The sequence below is a fragment of the Campylobacter sp. IFREMER_LSEM_CL1085 genome (assembly GCF_025772235.1).
In the GTDB taxonomy this organism is placed as follows: domain Bacteria; phylum Campylobacterota; class Campylobacteria; order Campylobacterales; family Campylobacteraceae; genus Campylobacter_D; species Campylobacter_D lari_D.
Genome location: NZ_JAKMRU010000019.1, coordinates 13,844 through 33,721, shown reverse-complemented (window position 1 = coordinate 33,721; position 19,878 = coordinate 13,844). Strand labels below are relative to the sequence as shown.

The following is a 19,878-nucleotide window of genomic DNA, read 5'->3' as shown; positions in this document are numbered from 1 at the left end:
GGTAAAAGTTAAAAAAGGCTTTTTAATAGTATAAAATTTTTCATAAAATTTAGCTCTAAGATCAATGACTAATTCATTTTCTAAAAATTTATCGAGTTCATCAGAGAAACTATCTTTGTAATATTTTTCTATATTAAATTCTTTAATTTTCTCTCCTTGTTTTAATTTGTAATAAGGTATTAAATCTTTTGCTAAAATAGGACCAAAAAGATTAGAAAATATCAAAACATTCTCATCTATGTATTTTCTTGAATTCTCGCTTAAATTTTCATAGTCTAAATGATCAAAAGCAACTCCATTATATCTTTGAATAGCTTTGTTTGTTTCTTTTGTTAAAATATCATGAGTTAATTCTTCTATTTCACTTGCATCTTTTATACCAAAAAATTTTTCAAGTTCAACTTCATTGCATTGTTTTATATGATTTTTATATTTTGTAAGTACTTCAAGTCTTTTACTATATAAATTACTAAAAACAAAAGAGTTTTTATTTATATAATCTTGCGTATTTATTTTATTTTTGCTTTCGCTAGGTGAAAATAAAATTTTCATAATCAATCCTTTATTTTTTTAAAAATTATATAAAATTATTTAAAACACTTGACATTAATTCAAAATTACATTATAATTCAACTTTATTTTTTGCTGGTTTAGCTCAGTTGGTAGAGCAGCTGCCTTGTAAGCAGCAGGTCGGGGGTTCAAGTCCCTTAACCAGCTCCATTGTTGATAGCAGTGTTTGACCAGAAATAAAAAGCATTTTTATCATGGTGAGTTACTCAAGTGGCCAACGAGGGCAGACTGTAAATCTGCTGGCTTTCGCCTTCCGTGGTTCGAATCCACGACTCACCACCATTGCTTTGCGGGAGTAGCTCAGTTGGCTAGAGCATCAGCCTTCCAAGCTGAGGGTCGCGGGTTCGAGTCCCGTTTCCCGCTCCAACCTAATTTTGGTAGAGTGAAACTGGGAGCTGTTTTTAAATTAAGAATTTCTAGCAGTTTCAATTTCCAAAATTTTATAATTTATGTTTTTAATTTTTCTGAGCGCTCGTATGGCTCAGAGGTAGAGCACTCCCTTGGTAAGGGAGAGGTCGCGGGTTCAAGTCCCGCTATGAGCTCCATTGATTTCAAAAGATTATAAAACATAAATTAGTATTTGTTTGTAAATTTTATATGGAGGAAAAAGATGGCTAAAGAAAAATTTTCACGTAATAAGCCTCACGTAAATATTGGTACTATTGGTCACGTTGACCACGGTAAAACTACTTTAACAGCTGCTATCTCTGCTGTTCTTTCAAGAAGAGGTTTGGCTGAGCTTAAAGATTATGATAATATCGACAATGCTCCTGAAGAAAAAGAGCGTGGTATTACTATTGCAACTTCTCACATTGAGTATGAAACAGAAAATCGTCACTATGCACACGTAGACTGCCCAGGTCACGCTGACTATGTTAAAAATATGATTACTGGTGCTGCTCAAATGGACGGTGCTATTCTTGTTGTTTCTGCTGCAGATGGTCCAATGCCACAAACTAGAGAGCACATCTTACTTTCTCGCCAAGTAGGTGTACCATATATCGTTGTTTTCATGAATAAAGCTGATATGGTTGATGATGCTGAATTATTAGAATTAGTTGAAATGGAAATTAGAGAACTATTAAGTTCTTATGACTTCCCAGGAGATGATACTCCAATTATTTCAGGTTCTGCTTTACAAGCTCTTGAAGAAGCAAAAGCTGGACAAGATGGAGAATGGTCTAAAAAAATCCTAGATCTTATGGCAGCAGTTGATGAGTATATTCCAACTCCAGCTCGTGATACAGATAAAGATTTCTTAATGCCAATCGAAGATGTATTCTCAATTTCAGGTCGTGGTACAGTTGTTACTGGTAGAATTGAAAAAGGTGTTGTTAAAGTTGGTGATACTATTGAAATCGTTGGTATTAGAGAAACACAAAGCACTACAGTAACTGGTGTTGAAATGTTTAGAAAAGAAATGGATCAAGGTGAAGCAGGTGATAACGTAGGTGTTCTTCTACGTGGTACTAAAAAAGAAGATGTTCTTCGTGGTATGGTTCTTGCTAAGCCAAAATCAATTACTCCACATACTGACTTTGAAGCAGAAGTTTATATTTTAAATAAAGATGAAGGTGGTCGTCATACTCCATTCTTTAATAACTATAGACCACAGTTCTATGTAAGAACAACAGATGTTACTGGTTCTATCCAACTTGCAGAAGGCGTTGAAATGGTTATGCCAGGTGAAAATGTTAGAATTACTGTAAGTCTTATTGCACCAGTTGCACTTGAAGAAGGTACTCGTTTTGCTATCCGTGAAGGTGGCCGTACTGTTGGTTCAGGTGTTGTATCTAAAATTATTAAATAATCATAAGCGAGATTTTATCTCGCTTTTTTTAAGGAATAAAAATGAGAATTAAAGTTGGCTTGAAATGTGAAGAGTGCGGTGATATTAATTACAGTACTTTTAAAAATAGTAAAAATACAACTGAAAAATTAGAATTAAAAAAATATTGCCCAAGATTAAAAAAACATACAGTTCATAAAGAAGTTAAATTAAAAAGTTAAGGCTTTTATATAAAAGCCCTTAGGGCAATAGCTCCAACGGTAGAGCACCGGATTCCAAATCCGATGGTTGGGGGTTCGAATCCCTCTTGCCCTGCCACAAAATAAGGTTAAATATGGAAAAACTAATAACTTATTTTAAATTGTCAAAAGCTGAATTATCAAAAGTTATTTGGCCTTTGAAAGAGCAAGTTAGAAATGCTTATATTACCGTTTTTGTAGTTGTCACTGTTGTTTCATTATTTTTAGCATTGGTTGACTTAATTATGTCATTTTCATTATCTAAGATTATAGGATAAAATAATGAATCATAAATGGTATGCAATTCAAACTTATGCAGGTAGTGAAATGGCTGTAAAAAGAGCCATAGAAAATTTAGTTAGAGATCATGGAATTCAAGAGCAATTGCTAGAGGTAATTGTTCCAACTGAAGATGTGATTGAATTTAAAAATGGTAAAGAAAAAATAAGCGAAAGAAGTTTGTATTCAGGCTATGTATTTGCCAATATTGACTTATCAACAGAACTTTGGCATAAAATTCAATCTTTGCCAAAAGTTGGTCGTTTTATAGGGGAAAGTAAAAAACCAACCCCATTGAGTGAAAAAGATATCAATCTTATTTTAGAAAAGGTGAAAAATAAAGCAGCACCTAAACCTAAAATTTCATTTGATAAAGAAGAAAGTGTAAGAATAACCGAAGGTCCTTTTGCAAACTTTGTTGGTATTGTAGAAGAATATGATATGGTTAGAGGAGTTTTAAAGCTAAATGTTTCAATATTTGGCAGATCAACTCCGGTAGAGATCTTATACTCTCAAGTTGAAAAAATAGTTTGATAATATAGCAAGTAAAGGAGTAAGGTTATGGCTAAAAAAGTCGTAGGAGAAATAAAATTACAAATAGCTGCTACTAAGGCTAATCCATCACCTCCAGTTGGTCCTGCTTTGGGTCAACAAGGTGTTAATATTATGGAATTTTGTAAGGCATTTAATGAAAGAACAAAAGATATGGCTGGCTTTAATATTCCAGTTGTTATTACTGTTTATGCAGATAAAAGCTTTACATTTATCACAAAACAACCACCAGCTACTGATTTAATCAAAAAAGCTGCAGGTATTTCTAAAGGTGCAGATAATCCTTTAAAAAATAAAGTAGGTAAATTAACCAAAGCACAAGTTTTAGAAATTGTTGATAAAAAAATAGCTGATATGAACACAAAAGATAGAGAGCAAGCTGCTAAGATTATTATGGGTTCTGCTCGTTCTATGGGTGTTGAAATCGTAGATTAATACTCTTTACCGCCAAGAGTTTAAAAAGGCGGTAGCACTTTATATAAAATGCGGAGAAAAATTAATGTCAAAAAATACTAAAAGATTTACAGAATTATTAAAAAAAATAGATTCAAATAAAAATTACTTAATGGATGAGGCAATAAGCACAGTTAAAACTCTTGCATCTGCTAAATTTGATGAAACAGTTGAAATTGCTTTAAAATTAAATGTTGATCCAAGACATGCAGATCAGATGGTAAGAGGTAGTGTAGTTTTACCTTGTGGTACAGGTAAAAAAGTGCGTGTTGCTGTTATAGCAAAAGATGCAAAAGCTGATGAGGCAAAAAATGCAGGTGCTGATATAGTTGGTAGTGATGATTTAGTAGAAGAAATTCAAAAAGGAAATATGAATTTTGATGTTTTAATTGCTACTCCAAATTTGATGGGTTTAGTTGGTAAAGTAGGTCGTATTTTAGGACCTAAAGGTTTAATGCCAAATCCTAAGACAGGTACTGTGACAATGGATGTTGCACAAGCTGTGAATAATGCTAAAAATGGTCAAGTTAACTTCCGTGTTGATAAGCAAGGAAATATCCATGCAGGTTTAGGTAAAGTTAGCTTTACTCAAGAACAATTAAAAGAAAATATGACAGCATTTGTAAAAGCTATTAATAAACACAAGCCAGCTGCTGCAAAAGGAAGATATATTAAAAATGCTAGTCTTTCTTTAACTATGAGTCCTTCTCTTTCTCTTGATACTCAAGAATTACTTGATACAAAATAAAATTAATGAGAGTTTTACTCTCATTAATAAAAATTAGATAAGATAATAACTTTTATTTTATCTAATTTTTATCTTAGATTGGAGATAGCCGAGGTCCTAGGACTTAATTAGATTTTTCTGCTCTGCTTGAAATCACCGGTCGGAAAGGAGTAAAGATGACTAAAAGCCAAAAAGTTGAACTTGTTTCTAAACTTGAAGAAGGTTTTAAAGTTAGTGAGGCTGTTGTAGTTTGTAACTATAAGGGTTTAAATACTAAAAAACTTGAAGAGTTAAGAAATAATGCGAGAGAAATGGATGTTAAAGTTCAAATTATTAAAAATACTTTAGCAAGTATTGCTCTTAAAAATGCCGGCAAAGATGGAATGGAACTTAAAGATACTAATATTTATCTTTGGGGTGAAGACCAATTAAATGTTTCAAAAGTTGCTGATAAATTTAGCGAAGCTAATCAAGCATTTGAGATCAAAACTGCATTTATCGAAGGCGAAGTTGCTTCTGTAGATAAAGTTAAAGCTTTAGCTAAAATGCCTTCTCGTAATGAATTACTTGCTATGCTTTTGCAAGTTTGGAATGCACCAATCACCAATTTTACAATTGGATTAAATGCATTAAAAGAAAAAAAAGAAGCTGAATAAAATTATAAAAAGGATAAAAAATGGCAATTACTAAAGAAGATGTATTAGAATTTATTTCTAACCTAAGTGTTCTTGAGCTTTCAGAATTAGTAAAAGAATTTGAAGAAAAATTTGGTGTTTCTGCTGCTCCAGTTATGGTTGCGGGTGCTGCTGTTGCGGGTGCTGCTGGCGGTGCTGCTGAAGAAAAAACTGAATTTGATATTGTATTACAAGATGGTGGCGATAAAAAAATTAATGTAATTAAAGTTGTTCGTGCTTTAACTGGTCTTGGATTAAAAGAAGCAAAAGATGCAGTTGAGCAAACTCCATCAGTTCTTAAAGAAGGTGTTAGTAAAGCTGAAGCTGAAGAAGCTAAAAAACAACTTGAAGAAGCTGGCGCTAAGGTTGAACTTAAATAATTTTTTATTTTTAAAAGAAAGGATTTTATATCCTTTCTTGTTTTCCTTTAATAAGGATTCTTTCTTTCAATACTTTTACCATGGGGTATAATAATATGTTAAATTCACAATCAGGAAATCGTTTAAGAATAGACTTCTCGAATGTTCCACAACAAATAGACATTCCAAATTTATTACAATTACAAAAAAAGAGTTTTGATTATTTTTTAAATTTAGATGCAAAAAATTCAGAAAGTGGAATTGAAAAAGTTTTCAAATCTATCTTTCCAATCCATGATCCGCAAAATAGATTAAGTTTAGAATATGTAAGTAGTGAAGTAGGTAAACCTAAATATACCATTAGAGAGTGCATGGAAAGAGGTTTAACTTATTCTGTAAATTTGAAAATGAAAATCCGTTTAACTTTACATGAAAAAGATGAAAAAACGGGTGAAAAAATCGGTATAAAAGATATCAAAGAACAAGAAATTTATATTAGAGAAATTCCTTTAATGACAGATAGAATTTCTTTTATAATTAATGGGGTTGAAAGAGTTGTTGTAAATCAACTTCATAGAAGTCCAGGTGTTATTTTTAAAGAAGAAGAAAGTTCTACTGTTGCAAATAAATTAGTATATACAGCTCAAATTATACCAGATCGTGGTTCTTGGCTTTATTTTGAATATGATGCAAAAGATGTGCTTTATGTGCGTATTAATAAAAGAAGGAAAGTGCCTATTACTATTTTATTTAGAGCACTTGGTTATAAAAAGCAAGATATTATAAAATTATTTTACCCTATACAAACTATTCATGTTAAAAAAGATAAATTTTTAACTGAATTTAATCCAAATGACTTTTTAGATAGAGTCGAATATGACTTAAAAGATGAAAAAGGCAATGTTGTACACCAAGCCGGTAAAAGAATGACAAAGAAAAAAGCTGAGCAACTTATAAAAGACGGTGTTAAATGGGTTGAATATCCAATTGAAATTTTAACAAATAGATATTTAGCTAACCCTATTATTAATAAAGAAACCGGTGAGGTTTTGTTTGATTCTTTAACGCTATTAGATGAGGGAAAATTAGCTAAAATTAAAGAAGAAAAACAATTTGATATTGCAAATGACTTAGCAAATGGAGTTGATGCTGCTATTATTAATTCTTTCATTCAAGATAATGAGACTTTAAAATTATTAAAACAAACTGAAAATATAGAAGATGAAAATGATTTAGCAGCTATTAGAATTTATAAAGTAATGAGACCAGGTGAGCCTGTAGTAAAAGATGCTGCAAAAGCTTTTGTAAATGATTTATTTTTTAATCCTGAAAGATATGATCTAACAAAAGTTGGTCGTATGAAAATGAATCATAAACTAGGATTAGATACACCTGAATATGTTACAGTTTTAACAAATGAAGATATAGTAAAAACTGCAAAATATTTAATTAAAGTAAAAAATGGTAGAGGCCATATTGATGATAGAGATCATTTAGGTAATCGTCGTATTAGATCGATTGGAGAGCTTTTAGCTAATGAACTTCATGTGGGTCTTGCTAAAATGCAAAAATCAATTAGAGATAAATTTACCGCATTAAATGCAGATATTGATAAAGTAATGCCTTATGACTTAATCAATCCTAAAACAATTACTGTGACAATTATGGAATTTTTTACCGGTGGTCAATTGTCTCAATTTATGGATCAAACAAATCCATTAAGCGAGGTAACTCATAAGCGTCGTTTATCTGCGCTTGGCGAGGGTGGTTTAGTAAAAGAAAGAGCGGGTTTTGAAGTGCGTGATGTCCATGCAACGCATTATGGAAGAATTTGCCCTGTTGAAACTCCAGAAGGTCAAAATATCGGTTTGATTAATACGCTTTCAACTTATGCTAAAGTAAATGATCTAGGTTTTGTTGAAGCACCTTATAAGAAAGTAGAAAATGGAAAAGTAAGCAATGAAATTGTTTATTTAACCGCTACTCAAGAAGAAGGTTTAGTGATCGCAGCTGCTTCAACTAAAATTGATGAAAAAGGTAATATTGTTGAAGAATTTGTTGAAGCAAGACAAGATGGTGAAACAATCTTAGCAAGAAGAGAAGAAGTGCATTTGATTGATCTTTGTTCAGGTATGATAGTAGGGGTCGCAGCTTCTTTGATTCCATTTTTGGAGCATGATGATGCAAACAGAGCCCTGATGGGTTCAAACATGCAGCGTCAAGCAGTGCCTTTACTAACCGCACAAGCACCTATAGTAGGTACTGGTATGGAAAAAATCATTGCACGTGATGCTTGGGAAGCTATTAAAGCTAAAAGAGCAGGTATTGTAGAAAAAGTTGATAATAAAAATATTTTTATTTTGGGCGAAGATGAAAATGGACCATTTATTGATCATTATAAAATGGAAAAAAATCTAAGAACTAACCAAAATACAACTTTTATTCAACACCCGATTGTGAAAAAAGGCGAATTTATTCAAGCAGGTCAAATTATTGCAGATGGTCCAAGTATGGACCAAGGAGAGCTTGCTATTGGTAAAAATGCTTTGATCGCATTTATGCCATGGCATGGATATAATTATGAAGATGCTATTGTAATTAGTGAGAAAATTTTACGCGAAGACACTTTCACTAGTGTTCATATTTATGAAAAAGAAGTAGAGGCTAGAGAACTTAAAGATGGCGTTGAAGAGATTACAAAAGATATTCCAAATGTTAAAGAGGAAGATTTAGCACATCTTGATGAGAGTGGTATTGCAAAAATAGGAACTCATATAAAGCCTGGTATGATTTTGGTAGGTAAAGTTTCACCTAAAGGTGAGGTAAAACCTACGCCTGAAGAAAGATTACTAAGAGCTATTTTTGGTGAAAAGGCAGGACATGTTGTAAATAAATCTTTATATGCAACTGCTTCATTGGAAGGTGTTGTTGTAGATGTAAAAATATTTACTAAAAAAGGTTATGAAAAAGATGCTCGTGCTGTAAAAGCCTATGATGATGAAAAATTAAATCTTGAAAAAGAACATCACGATAGACTTTTGATGATGGACAGAGAAGAAACTTTAAGAGTATGTTCTTTGCTTTCTAAATCACCTTTAAATTCAGACGAAGAAATAAATGGTGTTAAATATAAAAAAGGTTCCAAGGTAGAAATTACCGAGTTGGAAAAAATTAATCGTTTTGCATTAAATTCTTTAGTTAAAGCTTATTCTAAAGAAGTGCAAAAAGAATATGATGATTTAAAAAATCACTTCCAAAACGAGAAGAAAAAGCTTAAAACAGAGCATGATGAAAAATTAGAAATTTTAGAAAAAGATGATATTTTACCAAGTGGAGTGGTAAAACTTGTTAAAGTATATATTGCGACTAAGAGAAAATTAAAAGTTGGGGATAAAATGGCAGGACGCCATGGAAATAAAGGTATTGTATCTAATATCGTTCCAGAAGTTGATATGCCTTATTTACCTGATGGAAGACCTATTGATATAGCTTTAAATCCTCTAGGGGTTCCAAGTCGTATGAATATAGGACAAATTCTTGAAAGTCACTTAGGGATTGTTGGTATGAGACTAGGTGATCAAATTCAAGAAATTTTTGATAGAAAACAAAAAGATTTTGTAAAAGAATTACGCGAAAAAATTCTTGAAATTTGTAGTGTATCTAGACTTGAGCTAGAAAAGAAATTTGTACAAACTTTAAATGATGAGCAACTTATTTCTTATGCTAGAGATTGGGCTAAAGGGGTAAAATTTGCTACTCCTGTATTTGAAGGTGTAACGGTTGAAGAATTTGGTAAGCTTTTTGAAATGGCTAAAATAGCTATGGATGGAAAAAGTGAACTTTATGATGGAAGAACTGGTGAAAAAATGGCAGAGCGTGTGCATGTTGGATGTATGTATATGCTTAAATTACACCATTTAGTAGATGAAAAAGTTCACGCAAGAAGCACTGGACCTTATAGCTTAGTAACACAACAACCAGTTGGTGGTAAAGCATTATTTGGTGGGCAAAGATTTGGTGAGATGGAAGTTTGGGCTCTTGAAGCTTATGGAGCAGCTCATACTTTAAGAGAAATGCTTACTATTAAATCTGATGATGTTGAGGGTAGATTTAGTGCTTATAAAGCTTTAACAAAAGGCGAGAATGTTCCAGCAACAGGTATTCCAGAGACATTCTTTGTACTTACAAATGAATTAAAATCTCTTGCTTTAGATGTTGAGATTTTTGATAAGGATGAGAATAATGAGTAAATTTAAACCTATCGAAATAAAAGAAGATGGCAGACCTAGAGACTTTGAAGCTTTTCAATTAAGACTTGCAAGTCCTGAAAAAATCAAATCATGGTCTTATGGGGAAGTAAAAAAACCAGAAACGATTAATTATAGAACTTTAAAGCCTGAAAGAGATGGGCTTTTTTGTGCTAAAATTTTTGGACCAGTAAGAGATTATGAGTGTCTTTGTGGTAAGTATAAAAAAATGCGTTTTAAGGGCATTAAGTGTGAAAAATGTGGTGTTGAAGTTACTAGTTCTAAAGTGCGTCGTTCAAGAATGGGGCATATTGAGCTAGTTACCCCAGTAGCACATATATGGTATGTGAACTCTTTACCAAGTCGTATCGGTACTTTACTCGGCGTAAAGATGAAAGACTTAGAACGCGTATTATATTATGAAGCATATATAGTAGAAAATCCAGGTGATGCATACTATGATAATGAAAATACTAAAAAAGTTGAATTTTGTGATGTGTTAAATGAAGAGCAGTATTTAAATTTAATGCAACGCTATGAAAGTAGTGGATTTAAAGCTAGAATGGGTGGTGAAGTTGTTAGAGATTTACTAGCAAATTTAGATCTTGTCGAGCTTTTAAATAAATTAAAAGAAGATATTGCAGCAACTAATTCAGAAGCAAAGAAAAAAACTATCATCAAACGCTTAAAAGTGGTAGAAAATTTCTTAAATAGTAATTTAAATAGCAATACAAATATTGATGAAGTAGTACCAAATCGTCCTGAGTGGATGATGATCACAAATTTACCTGTATTACCACCTGATTTAAGACCTTTGGTAGCTTTAGATGGTGGAAAATTTGCAGTTTCTGATGTGAATGATTTATATAGAAGGGTTATCAATAGAAATACGCGTTTAAAAAGACTTATGGAGCTTGATGCACCTGAAATTATCATTAGAAATGAAAAAAGAATGCTACAAGAAGCAGTTGATGCTTTGTTTGATAATGGCAGAAGAGCAAATGCAGTTAAAGGTGCAAATAAGCGCCCATTGAAATCTTTAAGTGAAATTATCAAAGGTAAACAAGGTCGTTTTAGACAAAATCTACTTGGTAAAAGGGTGGATTTCTCAGGTCGTAGTGTTATTGTTGTTGGACCAAAACTTAGAATGGATCAATGCGGTTTACCTAAAAAAATGGCTTTAGAATTATTTAAACCACATTTGTTAGCTAAGCTTGAAGAAAAAGGTTATGCAACTACCGTAAAACAAGCTAAAAAAATGATAGAAAACAAAACTAATGAGGTTTGGGAGTGCTTAGAAGAGGTTGTTAAAGGTCATCCTGTAATGCTTAACCGTGCTCCAACCTTGCATAAACTTTCTATCCAAGCTTTTCATCCTGTGCTTGTAGAGGGTAAAGCGATTCAACTTCATCCATTAGTGTGTGCGGCATTTAATGCTGACTTTGACGGGGACCAAATGGCTGTGCATGTGCCTTTATCTCAAGAGGCAATAGCTGAGTGTAAAGTATTAATGCTCTCATCTATGAATATCTTGCTTCCAGCAAGTGGTCGTTCTGTAACTGTGCCTTCTCAAGATATGGTTTTGGGGATTTATTATCTGTCTTTAGAAAAAGATGGTGCTAAAGGTGAGCATAAAATTTGCACAGGTATTGAAGAGGTTATGATTGCTCTAGAAGCAAAATCTTTAGATATTCATGCAAGCATTAGAAGTGTGGTTGATGGAAGAAAAATCACAACAACCGCGGGTAGATTGATTATTAAGTCTATCTTACCTGATTTTGTTCCTGAAAATATGTGGAATAAAGTCATGAAGAAAAAAGATATTGCAGCTTTGGTTGATTATGTTTATAAAGAGGGTGGCCTTGAAGTAAGTGCTAGCTTTTTAGATAAACTAAAAGATCTTGGTTTTGAATATGCAACAAAAGCAGGTATTTCTATTTCAATTGCTGATATTATTGTGCCTGATCAAAAGCAAAAAAGCATAGAAGAAGCTAAAAAACAAGTAAGAGAAATTCAAAATTCATATAATTTAGGTTTGATTACTTCGGGTGAAAGATATAATAAGATTATCGATATTTGGAAAAGCACTAATAATATCTTGTCAAAAGATATGATGGAGTTAATTAAAAAAGATAAAGAAGGATTTAACTCTATTTATATGATGGCAGATTCTGGTGCTAGAGGTTCAGCAGCTCAAATTTCACAGCTTGCTGCGATGAGGGGTCTTATGGCAAAACCTGATGGCTCAATTATTGAAACACCGATTATTTCAAATTTCCGTGAAGGACTTAATGTTCTTGAATATTTTATTTCAACTCATGGTGCTAGAAAAGGTCTCGCAGATACAGCATTAAAAACAGCAAATGCAGGTTATTTAACAAGAAAGCTTATCGATGTGGCACAAAATGTAAAAGTTACAATGGATGATTGTGGTGCACATGAGGGTGTTGAAATTAATGAAATCACAGCAGATGGTGTTGTGATTGAAACCTTAGAGGAAAGAATTTTAGGAAGAGTTTTAGCTGAAAATATTATTGATTCTATTACTAATGAAATTTTATTTTCAGAAGGTACTTTAATAGATGAAGAAAAAGCTAGAGTAATTGTTGAAAGTGGTGTAAAGAGTGTAAGTATTAGAACTCCTATTACTTGTAAAGCTAAAAAAGGAGTTTGTTCTAAATGTTATGGTATTAACCTAGGTGAGGGTAAATTAGTTAAGCCAGGTGAAGCTGTAGGTATTATATCTGCTCAATCAATCGGTGAGCCAGGAACTCAGCTTACACTAAGAACTTTCCATAGTGGTGGTACTGCTAGTACAGATTTACAAGATCGTCAAGTAGTAGCACACAAAGAAGGTTTTGTAAGATTTTATAATCTTAACACTTATGAAGATAGACAAGGTAAAACTATCGTTGCAAATCATCGCAATGCTGCTATTTTACTTGTTGAGCCAAAAATCAAAGCCCCATTTAAAGGAACTATCCATATTGAACATGCGTATGAAGATGTAGTGGTTAGCGTTAAAGCAAAAAACAATGAAGCTAAATTTATATTAAGAAAATATGATTTAGCAAAAGCTAATGAGCTTGCTGGTGTAAGTGGTAATATCGAAGGTAAGTTATATATTCCATATAGCGATGGTGTTGAAGTAGCTGAAAATGAAAGTATTGTTGAAGTGATCAAAGAAGGTTGGAATATACCAAATCGTATTCCTTATGCTAGTGAATTGCTAGTAAAAGATGGTGATCCTATCACTCAAGATATTATAGCAGGTGCAAAAGGCACATTAAAATTTTACATGCTCAAAGGCGATGGTTTAGATAGGATTAAAAATCTTAAAAAAGGTGATGTAGTTAAAGAAAAAGGTGTTTTTGTTGTTATTGCTGATGAAAATGATAGAGAAGCAAAAAGACATTATATACCAAGAGAATCCGTGATTGAATTTGATGATAGTGCTTTTGTGGATAATCCTAAAGCTATCATAGCAAAATCAAGCAAAGAAGATAAAACTATCATTGCTGAATGGGATGCATATAATAACACCGTAATTGCAGAGGTTGCAGGTACTATAAATTTTGAAGATATTGAATCAGGCTATAGTGCTGATGAACAAATTGATGAAGCAACAGGTAAAAGATCGCTTGTTATTAATGAGTATTTACCAAGTGGAGTGCGTCCAGCGTTGTTAATCATAGGTGAAAATGACAAAGTAGTGCGTTATCAATTAGAGCCAAAAACTGTTATTTATGTAAATGATGGTGATAAGGTGAAGCAAGCTGATATTTTAGCTAAAACACCAAAGGCAGCAGCTAAATCAAAAGATATTACCGGGGGTCTTCCAAGAGTATCTGAATTATTTGAAGCAAGAAAGCCAAAAAACACTGCCGTTGTAGCTGAAATTGATGGAGTTGTTAGATTTGATAAGCCTTTAAGATCAAAAGAAAGAATCATTATTCAAGCAGAAGATGGAAGTAGTGCAGAGTATTTGATAGATAAATCAAAACGTATTCAAGTAAGAGATGGTGAGTTTATCCATGCGGGTGAAAAATTAACCGATGGAGTTATTTCAAGCCATGATGTACTTAGAATTTTAGGTGAAAAAGCATTACATTATTATCTTATTTCTGAAATTCAGCAAGTTTATCGCGGTCAAGGTGTTGTGATTTCTGATAAGCATATTGAAATCATCGTATCACAAATGCTAAGACAAGTTAAAATTGTAGATAGTGGTCATACTAACTTCATCGTGGGTGATTTAGTTTCAAGAAGAAAATTCAGAGAAGAAAATGAAAGAATTTTAAGATATGGTGGTGAGCCTGCTGTGGCTGAACCTGTGTTACTTGGGGTAACAAGAGCGGCTATTGGAAGTGATAGCGTGATTTCAGCTGCTTCTTTCCAAGAAACAACAAAAGTTTTAACAGAAGCAAGTATTGCAGGTAAATTTGATTATCTTGAAGATCTGAAAGAAAATGTAATTTTAGGTCGTATGATTCCTGTTGGAACAGGATTATATCAAGAGCAAAAACTTAAATTAAAAGAAAAAGAATAAAAATCCCTAATTAGGGATTTTTATTGATATATATTTTCTAATTCCGGGAAATATAATTTTAAATCTTGTTCTATTTTGTATTTTTCTTCTAGTAAAATTTTTTGATTTTTTTCTTTAAAATTTGCATTTGAGTAAAATATATGATATGAAATACTAATTGCAGCTATAATTTTTTCATCGTATTCAATTCCTATGGCCATACACTCAATTTCTGGGTTCATTTCCCCACTTTCTAATGCTATTTTATTTTTTTTGATAGAAGATAATTCTTCGTAAAGCTCTTTTAGATTATTTAATGTATTTGGTGTTATTTTCTCAAAAGGATTTGGATAAATTTTTTCAAGCTCTTTATAAGTTTTCTTTTCTAGTAATGCTTTTCCTAAAGATGTAGCGTAAGCTGGATATGAAGCACCGACAAAAGACTTGATTTGTATTTGATTATCCGAATCAAGTTTTTCTAAATAAAATACATTTCCTTCTTTTAATATTCCCATTTGGCATGTTTGTCCTGTTAAGTTTCTGATGTTTTTCATATGTTTTTTAATTAATTCTAATGCGCTATTTTTTATTGAAATACAACGGCTAATTTCTAAAATTTTATAATCTAATGTGTAAAATTTATTTTTATCACATTTAATGTAATTTTTAGCTTGTAAAGTTTGAAGTATAGGAGAAAGTGTCCCTGGAGGGATATTTAAATCTTTTGCAATAGAGCTTAGTGTATTTTTTTGATTATTATTGCCCAATAATTCTAAAATTTTTAAAACTCTTAATGTTGGTTGATGTGTCATTTTACTCCTTTTTCAATAGATAAATTCTATCATATTTTTTACTTTTAGTAACATTTTTAATGATATAAAAAATATTTTCTATTAGCAGTTTTTGCTTTAGATGGTTGATTATAACTACTTTTATAAGACTTTTGTATTGTTTTTTTATCATTTTGATGTTTTTAAAAATTTCTATTTTTAGCTATATTTTTTGTATATAAAAATATTTTTGTATATACAAAAAATGAAAGGAAAAATATGGGAATATTAAAAGGAACTTTACCAGCCTTATTAACTCCATATGATATGAGTGGAAATATTAATGAAAACGAATTTATTAAATACTGCGAATTTGGTATCTCAAAAGGTTTAAATGGATTATTTTGTAATGGTAGTGCAGGAGATTCTCAAGCTTTAGGTATAGAAGAGCAAGTCAAAATAATGAAACTTACAAAAGAAGCTGCAAAAAATAATATCCCTGTTATTACAGGTATTGCATCAACAGTTTATCAAAATACTTTTACTTTGACACAAAAAGCATATGAATTAGGGCTTGATGCTTTATTACTTGCTATGCCTTATTATTACAAATTAAGTGAAGACGCACTTTTTGAATATATTAAAGATTTATCTTCTAGAGTAAAGCTTCCTTTGTATATTTATAACATCCCTCTTTTTGCACCAGCGCTAAGTTTGAAATTTATAGAAAGGGTTTCAAAGCTTGATAATATTGCGGGTATAAAAGATAGCAGTGGAGATGCTTTGCTTTTAAATCATATATTAGATGTAGTGCCTAGTGATTTTGATGTTTTTGTAGGAAGAGAAGAATTTTATGCAGGAGCACTACTGATAGGGGCAAAGGGTTCTATGACTAGTATAGGTGGTGTTTTTCCAGAACTTATGAGTGAAATTTATAAATCAATCAATGAAAAAAATATAGATAGAGCTTTGCTGATTCAAAAAAGTTTATTAAAAGCTATAAGATTTGGTATGAACATAGCTTTTCCTATGGGATTTGCTTTGCTTTTAAAGGCCAGAGGATTTGAATTTGCAAATACAAGCATCCATCCTTTATCACATGCCACAAAAGAAGAATTAAATACTCGTTTTAATGAAGCTAAAGAACTTGTTAAAACTATAGAAAAAGAAACGGGTATAAAATTATGAAAGCCTATATTATAGTCAATGAAAAAGATAATGTCGCTACTGCTTTGCGTGATTTTAAAAAAGGTGAAATCGTGGAAAATATAGAACTTTTAGATGATATTGCAAGTGGACATAAATTTGCACTAAAAGATATAAAAAAAGATGAAGTTGTCATCAAATATGCAGAAGCTATAGCTAGTGCAAGTTGTGATATTAATAAAGGTGAATGGGTGCATATTCACAATAGTGCAGGTATTAGAGGTCGTGGGGATAAGGAATAAATATGAAAAAGATAATGGGTTATAGAAGAGAAGATGGAAAATTTGGCTTGAGAAATAAAGTCATTATTATACCAAGCGTGCATTGTGCTAATAAGGTGTGCGAAAATATAGCCAAAAAATGCAATGGGGCAGTATATATTAATCATCAACATGGCTGTTCTCAACTCGAATTTGATGCTTTACAAACTAGAGATGTTTTAATAGGCCATGGGAGTAATGCTAATGTTTTTGGTGTTTTAATTGTAGGACTTGGTTGTGAGGTAATACAAGCGAAAATAGTAGCTGAAAAAATAAAAGAAGTGACACCTTATAAGATGGTTGAATATTTAGTAATACAAGAGTGCGGTGGTAGTAAAAATACCATAGAAAAGGGTGTTAAAATAGTAAATCAAATGCTTGAAAATGCTGCAAAATTGGAAAAAACAGATGGCGATTTTAGTGATTTGATTTTAGGCACAGAATGTGGTGGTAGCGATAGTTATAGCGGTCTTAGTGCCAATCCTGCTTTAGGAAGTTTAAGTGATTTTGTAATTGATGAAGGTGGTGCAGTAATTTTAGCAGAAACTACAGAGCTTATAGGGTGTGAAGCCATACTTGCTAAGAGAGCAAAAAATGATGAAGTAGCTAAAAAGGTATATGATAAGATTTTAGGCTATGAGAATTTAGTTAAATCTTTTCATGCTGATATACGCGGAGCAAATCCTAGTCCGGGAAATATTGCAGGTGGGCTTAGCACTATAGAAGAAAAGTCTTTAGGTTGTGTTTATAAAGCAGGTACTAGAACTTTAATAGATGTGATTGATTATGCTAAACCTGTAATTTCCAAAGGACTTACTTTTATGAATACGCCAGGTAATGATATAGAACAACTTAGCGCTATGGTGGCAGGTGGAGCAAATATTTGTGTTTTTACTACAGGTCGTGGTACTCCTACAGGTTCAGCTATTGTGCCTACTATTAAAATGAGTTCTAATACTTTTTGTTATGAAAATATGAATGATGCTATTGATATTAACGCAGGAAGTATTATAGATGGGATTAAGACAAAAGAAGAAGTGCGTGATGAGCTTATAGATTTGATCATAAGAATTTCAAATGGAGAATTGGTAAAGGCAGAGTTAAATGAACAAAATGATTTTTCAGTTTGGAGACTTGCTACAACTTGCTAAATTAATAAAAAAGGATATATTATGGATTTAAAAATTAAAAACAAAATTTGTATCATCACAGGTGGTGCTAAAGGGATTGGTTATGGTATTGCTAAATTATGGGCTTTAGAAGGTGGGATTCCAATTATTTTTTCAAGAAGTGAAATTTCTAAAGAAAAAGATGATGAGCTAAAAGACATTTGCGGAAATTATGGATTTTATCAAATAGATTTAAAAAATACAGAACAAATTTCAACACTTGTTAAAAGTGTTGTTAATATATATGGTGGAATTTATGCTTTGGTTAATAATGCTGGAGCAAATGATAATTTACATATAGAAGATGCTACAACTGAAGAATTAATTAAATCTTATGAAAATAATCTTTTTCATTATTATACTATGACTAAAGAATGCTTACCATATATTAAAAAGCAACAAGGAAGTATATTAAATATCACAAGTAAAACCGGCTTAACAGGACAAGGTAGAACTTCAGCTTATGCTTCAGCAAAAGCTGCTCAAATAGGTTTTACAAGAGAATGGGCTTGCGCTTTTGCAAAAGATAATATTAGAGTTAATGCTATAGCACCGGCTGAAGTTATGACTCCTCTTTATGAAAAATGGTTGTCAAATTTTCCAAATCCAAAAGCTCAATATGAAAAAATAGCAAAATGCATACCATTGGGTCATCGTTTTACAACTATAGAAGAAATAGCAAACACAGCAGTTTTTACACTAAGTCCTCTTGCTTCACACACAACAGGACAAATTTTAACTCCTGATGGTGGATATATCCATTTAGATAGAGCTCTAAATTGGGATGAAATTTAATAACAAGGAGGATATATGTTAAATAACTCTAAAAATATAAAAATAGCAATTATTTTAGTAACTTCTCTTTTCTTTTTATGGGGAGTTAGTTATGGGCTGATTGATGTGATGAATAAGAATTTTCAAAATCATTTACATATCACTCAACATGAAAGTGGATTTTTGCAACTCGCTTATTTTGGTGCTTATTTTATCATAGCATTACCTGCTGGATATATAGCAAATAAATACTCTTATAAAATTGGTATTATTTTTGGGTTAATCTTGTATGCAATAGGTTGTTTATTGATTATTCCAGCTACAAATTTAGCTAATTTTTACTTATTTTTATTTGCTTTTTTTATTTTAGCTTGCGGTATTGGTTCTTTGGAAACTAGTGCTAATCCTTATATGGTAAAACTTGGTGATGAGAAAAATGCTAGTTTTAGAATTAATGCTGCTCAAAGTTTTAATGGTTTGGGTCAATTTTTAGGACCTATTATAGGTGGAGCTTTGTTTTTATCTATTACAAAACAAGAAGAATGTGCAAGTAAAGAACAAATAGAAGCTGCGTTACTTGCTAATATGGGTAATGTCCAGCTAGTGTATGTTGGTATTGCAGCAATTGTTATTTTGATCTTGATTGCTTTTGCATTGAATAAAATTCCAGAAGGATCGGCAGTAAGTAGTGATTATGAACAAAAAGATACCTCAAAACCTATTGGAGTTTTTAAGCGTAAACATTTTAATTTTGGATTGCTAGCACAATTTTTGTATATAGCAAATCAAGTTAGTGCAGGAGCTTTTTTTATAAATTATCTTAGTGAGCATAATGAAAATCTAAAAGATGAACAAGGGGCTTATTATTTTTCGATAGCTTTAATTGCTTTTATGTTAGGTCGTATTCTTTCTACGCCTTTGATGAAGAAAATTAAAGGTGAGACTATTTTAGGATGGTATTCTTTTATTAATGTGATTTTATGTGTATGCTTGTATTTTGCTAGCGGATTTATTAGTATAGTTATTTTAATTGCATTATTTTTCTTTATGTCCATTTCTTTTCCTACTATTTTTGCAGTTGCAACAAAAAATCTTCCTTTTAATCAAGTGAAATTAGGTGGTTCTTTACTTGTTATGAGTATAGTTGGTGGTGCTATTATGCCTATTATCATGGGTTTAATTAATGATTATTTTGGAACAAGCATGGGATATTTGGCTATGGCCCCATTATTTTTATATGTATCATGGTATGGTTTTTTTGGTTCTAAAATAAAGGCTTAAA

17 protein-coding genes and 5 tRNA genes are annotated in these 19,878 nt (G+C 31.7%); 20 read left to right on the top strand and 2 right to left on the bottom strand.

The window, feature by feature from the left end; translation table 11 throughout:
• Positions 1–552, bottom strand: a 552-nt coding sequence (gene yaaA, locus L8W56_RS07620) for a YaaA family protein (protein ID WP_263659897.1), incomplete at its 3' end; no start/stop codon positions are given.
• Positions 553–644: 92 nt separating this feature from the next.
• On the opposite strand from yaaA, the gene L8W56_RS07615 reads away from it, so the two are divergent.
• The 15 genes from L8W56_RS07615 to rpoC all read left to right on the top strand — a co-directional run bounded on the left by L8W56_RS07615 (position 645) and on the right by rpoC (position 14,438).
• A tRNA-Thr gene (locus tag L8W56_RS07615) sits at positions 645–720 on the top strand.
• A gap of 46 nt (positions 721–766) precedes the next feature.
• A tRNA-Tyr gene (locus tag L8W56_RS07610) sits at positions 767–852 on the top strand.
• A 7-nt stretch (positions 853–859) separates the two neighbouring features.
• A tRNA-Gly gene (locus L8W56_RS07605) sits at positions 860–936 on the top strand.
• 104 nt (positions 937–1,040) lie between these two features.
• Positions 1,041–1,115, top strand: a tRNA-Thr gene (locus L8W56_RS07600).
• A 65-nt stretch (positions 1,116–1,180) separates the two neighbouring features.
• On the top strand, positions 1,181–2,380 hold the full coding sequence (tuf, locus tag L8W56_RS07595; RefSeq protein ID WP_039617742.1) for an elongation factor Tu: 1,200 nt from the start codon (positions 1,181–1,183) through the stop codon (positions 2,378–2,380).
• Between the two features lie 41 nt (positions 2,381–2,421).
• The gene (rpmG, locus tag L8W56_RS07590) at positions 2,422–2,580 is read left to right on the top strand and encodes a 50S ribosomal protein L33 (RefSeq protein WP_039617743.1); all 159 of its coding nucleotides are present in this window, start codon (positions 2,422–2,424) and stop codon (positions 2,578–2,580) included.
• 21 nt (positions 2,581–2,601) lie between these two features.
• A tRNA-Trp gene (locus L8W56_RS07585) sits at positions 2,602–2,677 on the top strand.
• A gap of 16 nt (positions 2,678–2,693) precedes the next feature.
• Positions 2,694–2,876: a preprotein translocase subunit SecE gene (gene secE, locus L8W56_RS07580; RefSeq protein WP_039617745.1), complete on the top strand. Its 183-nt coding sequence runs from the start codon at positions 2,694–2,696 to the stop codon at positions 2,874–2,876.
• A 1-nt stretch (position 2,877) separates the two neighbouring features.
• On the top strand, positions 2,878–3,411 hold the full coding sequence (gene nusG, locus L8W56_RS07575; protein ID WP_087684660.1) for a transcription termination/antitermination protein NusG: 534 nt from the start codon (positions 2,878–2,880) through the stop codon (positions 3,409–3,411).
• A gap of 27 nt (positions 3,412–3,438) precedes the next feature.
• Complete coding sequence (gene rplK, locus L8W56_RS07570; protein WP_012661181.1) at positions 3,439–3,864, top strand: 50S ribosomal protein L11; 426 nt, start codon at positions 3,439–3,441, stop codon at positions 3,862–3,864.
• Positions 3,865–3,928: 64 nt separating this feature from the next.
• Positions 3,929–4,630 carry a 50S ribosomal protein L1 gene (gene rplA / locus L8W56_RS07565; RefSeq protein ID WP_039617747.1) on the top strand — a complete coding sequence of 234 codons (702 nt, stop codon included), beginning with the start codon at positions 3,929–3,931 and terminating at the stop codon, positions 4,628–4,630.
• Between the two features lie 155 nt (positions 4,631–4,785).
• Positions 4,786–5,265, top strand: a complete 480-nt coding sequence (gene rplJ / locus L8W56_RS07560) for a 50S ribosomal protein L10 (RefSeq protein WP_133319935.1) — start codon at positions 4,786–4,788, stop codon at positions 5,263–5,265.
• A gap of 20 nt (positions 5,266–5,285) precedes the next feature.
• A complete protein-coding gene (gene rplL, locus L8W56_RS07555; RefSeq protein WP_012661184.1) occupies positions 5,286–5,663 on the top strand; it encodes a 50S ribosomal protein L7/L12 in 378 nt (125 codons plus the stop codon).
• 95 nt (positions 5,664–5,758) lie between these two features.
• Positions 5,759–9,892: a DNA-directed RNA polymerase subunit beta gene (gene rpoB, locus L8W56_RS07550; protein WP_220566613.1), complete on the top strand. Its 4,134-nt coding sequence runs from the start codon at positions 5,759–5,761 to the stop codon at positions 9,890–9,892.
• Positions 9,885–14,438 carry a DNA-directed RNA polymerase subunit beta' gene (gene rpoC / locus L8W56_RS07545; RefSeq protein WP_263659896.1) on the top strand — a complete coding sequence of 1,518 codons (4,554 nt, stop codon included), beginning with the start codon at positions 9,885–9,887 and terminating at the stop codon, positions 14,436–14,438. Before rpoB ends, rpoC begins: the two co-directional genes overlap by 8 nt.
• 20 nt (positions 14,439–14,458) lie before the next feature.
• Here rpoC and L8W56_RS07540 read toward each other — a convergent pair whose 3' ends face one another.
• Positions 14,459–15,229, bottom strand: coding sequence for an IclR family transcriptional regulator (locus L8W56_RS07540; RefSeq protein ID WP_263659895.1), 771 nt, complete (start codon positions 15,227–15,229; stop codon positions 14,459–14,461).
• Between the two features lie 237 nt (positions 15,230–15,466).
• Here L8W56_RS07540 and L8W56_RS07535 point away from each other — a divergent pair, with 237 nt between their 5' ends.
• The 5 genes from L8W56_RS07535 to fucP are packed head-to-tail and all read left to right on the top strand — an operon-like array spanning position 15,467 to position 19,877.
• Positions 15,467–16,375 carry a dihydrodipicolinate synthase family protein gene (locus tag L8W56_RS07535; protein WP_263659894.1) on the top strand — a complete coding sequence of 303 codons (909 nt, stop codon included), beginning with the start codon at positions 15,467–15,469 and terminating at the stop codon, positions 16,373–16,375.
• A complete protein-coding gene (locus L8W56_RS07530; protein ID WP_133319930.1) occupies positions 16,372–16,635 on the top strand; it encodes a UxaA family hydrolase in 264 nt (87 codons plus the stop codon). Before L8W56_RS07535 ends, L8W56_RS07530 begins: the two co-directional genes overlap by 4 nt.
• Before the next feature lie 2 nt (positions 16,636–16,637).
• The gene (locus L8W56_RS07525; RefSeq protein WP_263659893.1) at positions 16,638–17,804 is read left to right on the top strand and encodes a UxaA family hydrolase; all 1,167 of its coding nucleotides are present in this window, start codon (positions 16,638–16,640) and stop codon (positions 17,802–17,804) included.
• A gap of 21 nt (positions 17,805–17,825) precedes the next feature.
• A complete protein-coding gene (locus tag L8W56_RS07520) occupies positions 17,826–18,617 on the top strand; it encodes an SDR family oxidoreductase (RefSeq protein WP_133319928.1) in 792 nt (263 codons plus the stop codon).
• A gap of 15 nt (positions 18,618–18,632) precedes the next feature.
• Positions 18,633–19,877: an L-fucose:H+ symporter permease gene (gene fucP / locus L8W56_RS07515; RefSeq protein WP_263659892.1), complete on the top strand. Its 1,245-nt coding sequence runs from the start codon at positions 18,633–18,635 to the stop codon at positions 19,875–19,877.
• Position 19,878 lies beyond the last annotated feature (1 nt).

Coding starts and splice junctions, on each gene's coding strand:
- rpoC (WP_263659896.1), top strand. CDS start 9,885: ATGAGTAAATTTAAACCTATCGAAATAAAAGAAGATGGCAGACCTAGA.
- L8W56_RS07540 (WP_263659895.1), bottom strand. CDS start 15,229: ATGACACATCAACCAACATTAAGAGTTTTAAAAATTTTAGAATTATTG.
- L8W56_RS07530 (WP_133319930.1), top strand. CDS start 16,372: ATGAAAGCCTATATTATAGTCAATGAAAAAGATAATGTCGCTACTGCT.
- rplK (WP_012661181.1), top strand. CDS start 3,439: ATGGCTAAAAAAGTCGTAGGAGAAATAAAATTACAAATAGCTGCTACT.
- rpmG (WP_039617743.1), top strand. CDS start 2,422: ATGAGAATTAAAGTTGGCTTGAAATGTGAAGAGTGCGGTGATATTAAT.
- L8W56_RS07535 (WP_263659894.1), top strand. CDS start 15,467: ATGGGAATATTAAAAGGAACTTTACCAGCCTTATTAACTCCATATGAT.
- rpoB (WP_220566613.1), top strand. CDS start 5,759: ATGTTAAATTCACAATCAGGAAATCGTTTAAGAATAGACTTCTCGAAT.
- rplL (WP_012661184.1), top strand. CDS start 5,286: ATGGCAATTACTAAAGAAGATGTATTAGAATTTATTTCTAACCTAAGT.
- rplA (WP_039617747.1), top strand. CDS start 3,929: ATGTCAAAAAATACTAAAAGATTTACAGAATTATTAAAAAAAATAGAT.
- fucP (WP_263659892.1), top strand. CDS start 18,633: ATGTTAAATAACTCTAAAAATATAAAAATAGCAATTATTTTAGTAACT.
- tuf (WP_039617742.1), top strand. CDS start 1,181: ATGGCTAAAGAAAAATTTTCACGTAATAAGCCTCACGTAAATATTGGT.
- L8W56_RS07520 (WP_133319928.1), top strand. CDS start 17,826: ATGGATTTAAAAATTAAAAACAAAATTTGTATCATCACAGGTGGTGCT.
- L8W56_RS07525 (WP_263659893.1), top strand. CDS start 16,638: ATGAAAAAGATAATGGGTTATAGAAGAGAAGATGGAAAATTTGGCTTG.
- rplJ (WP_133319935.1), top strand. CDS start 4,786: ATGACTAAAAGCCAAAAAGTTGAACTTGTTTCTAAACTTGAAGAAGGT.
- secE (WP_039617745.1), top strand. CDS start 2,694: ATGGAAAAACTAATAACTTATTTTAAATTGTCAAAAGCTGAATTATCA.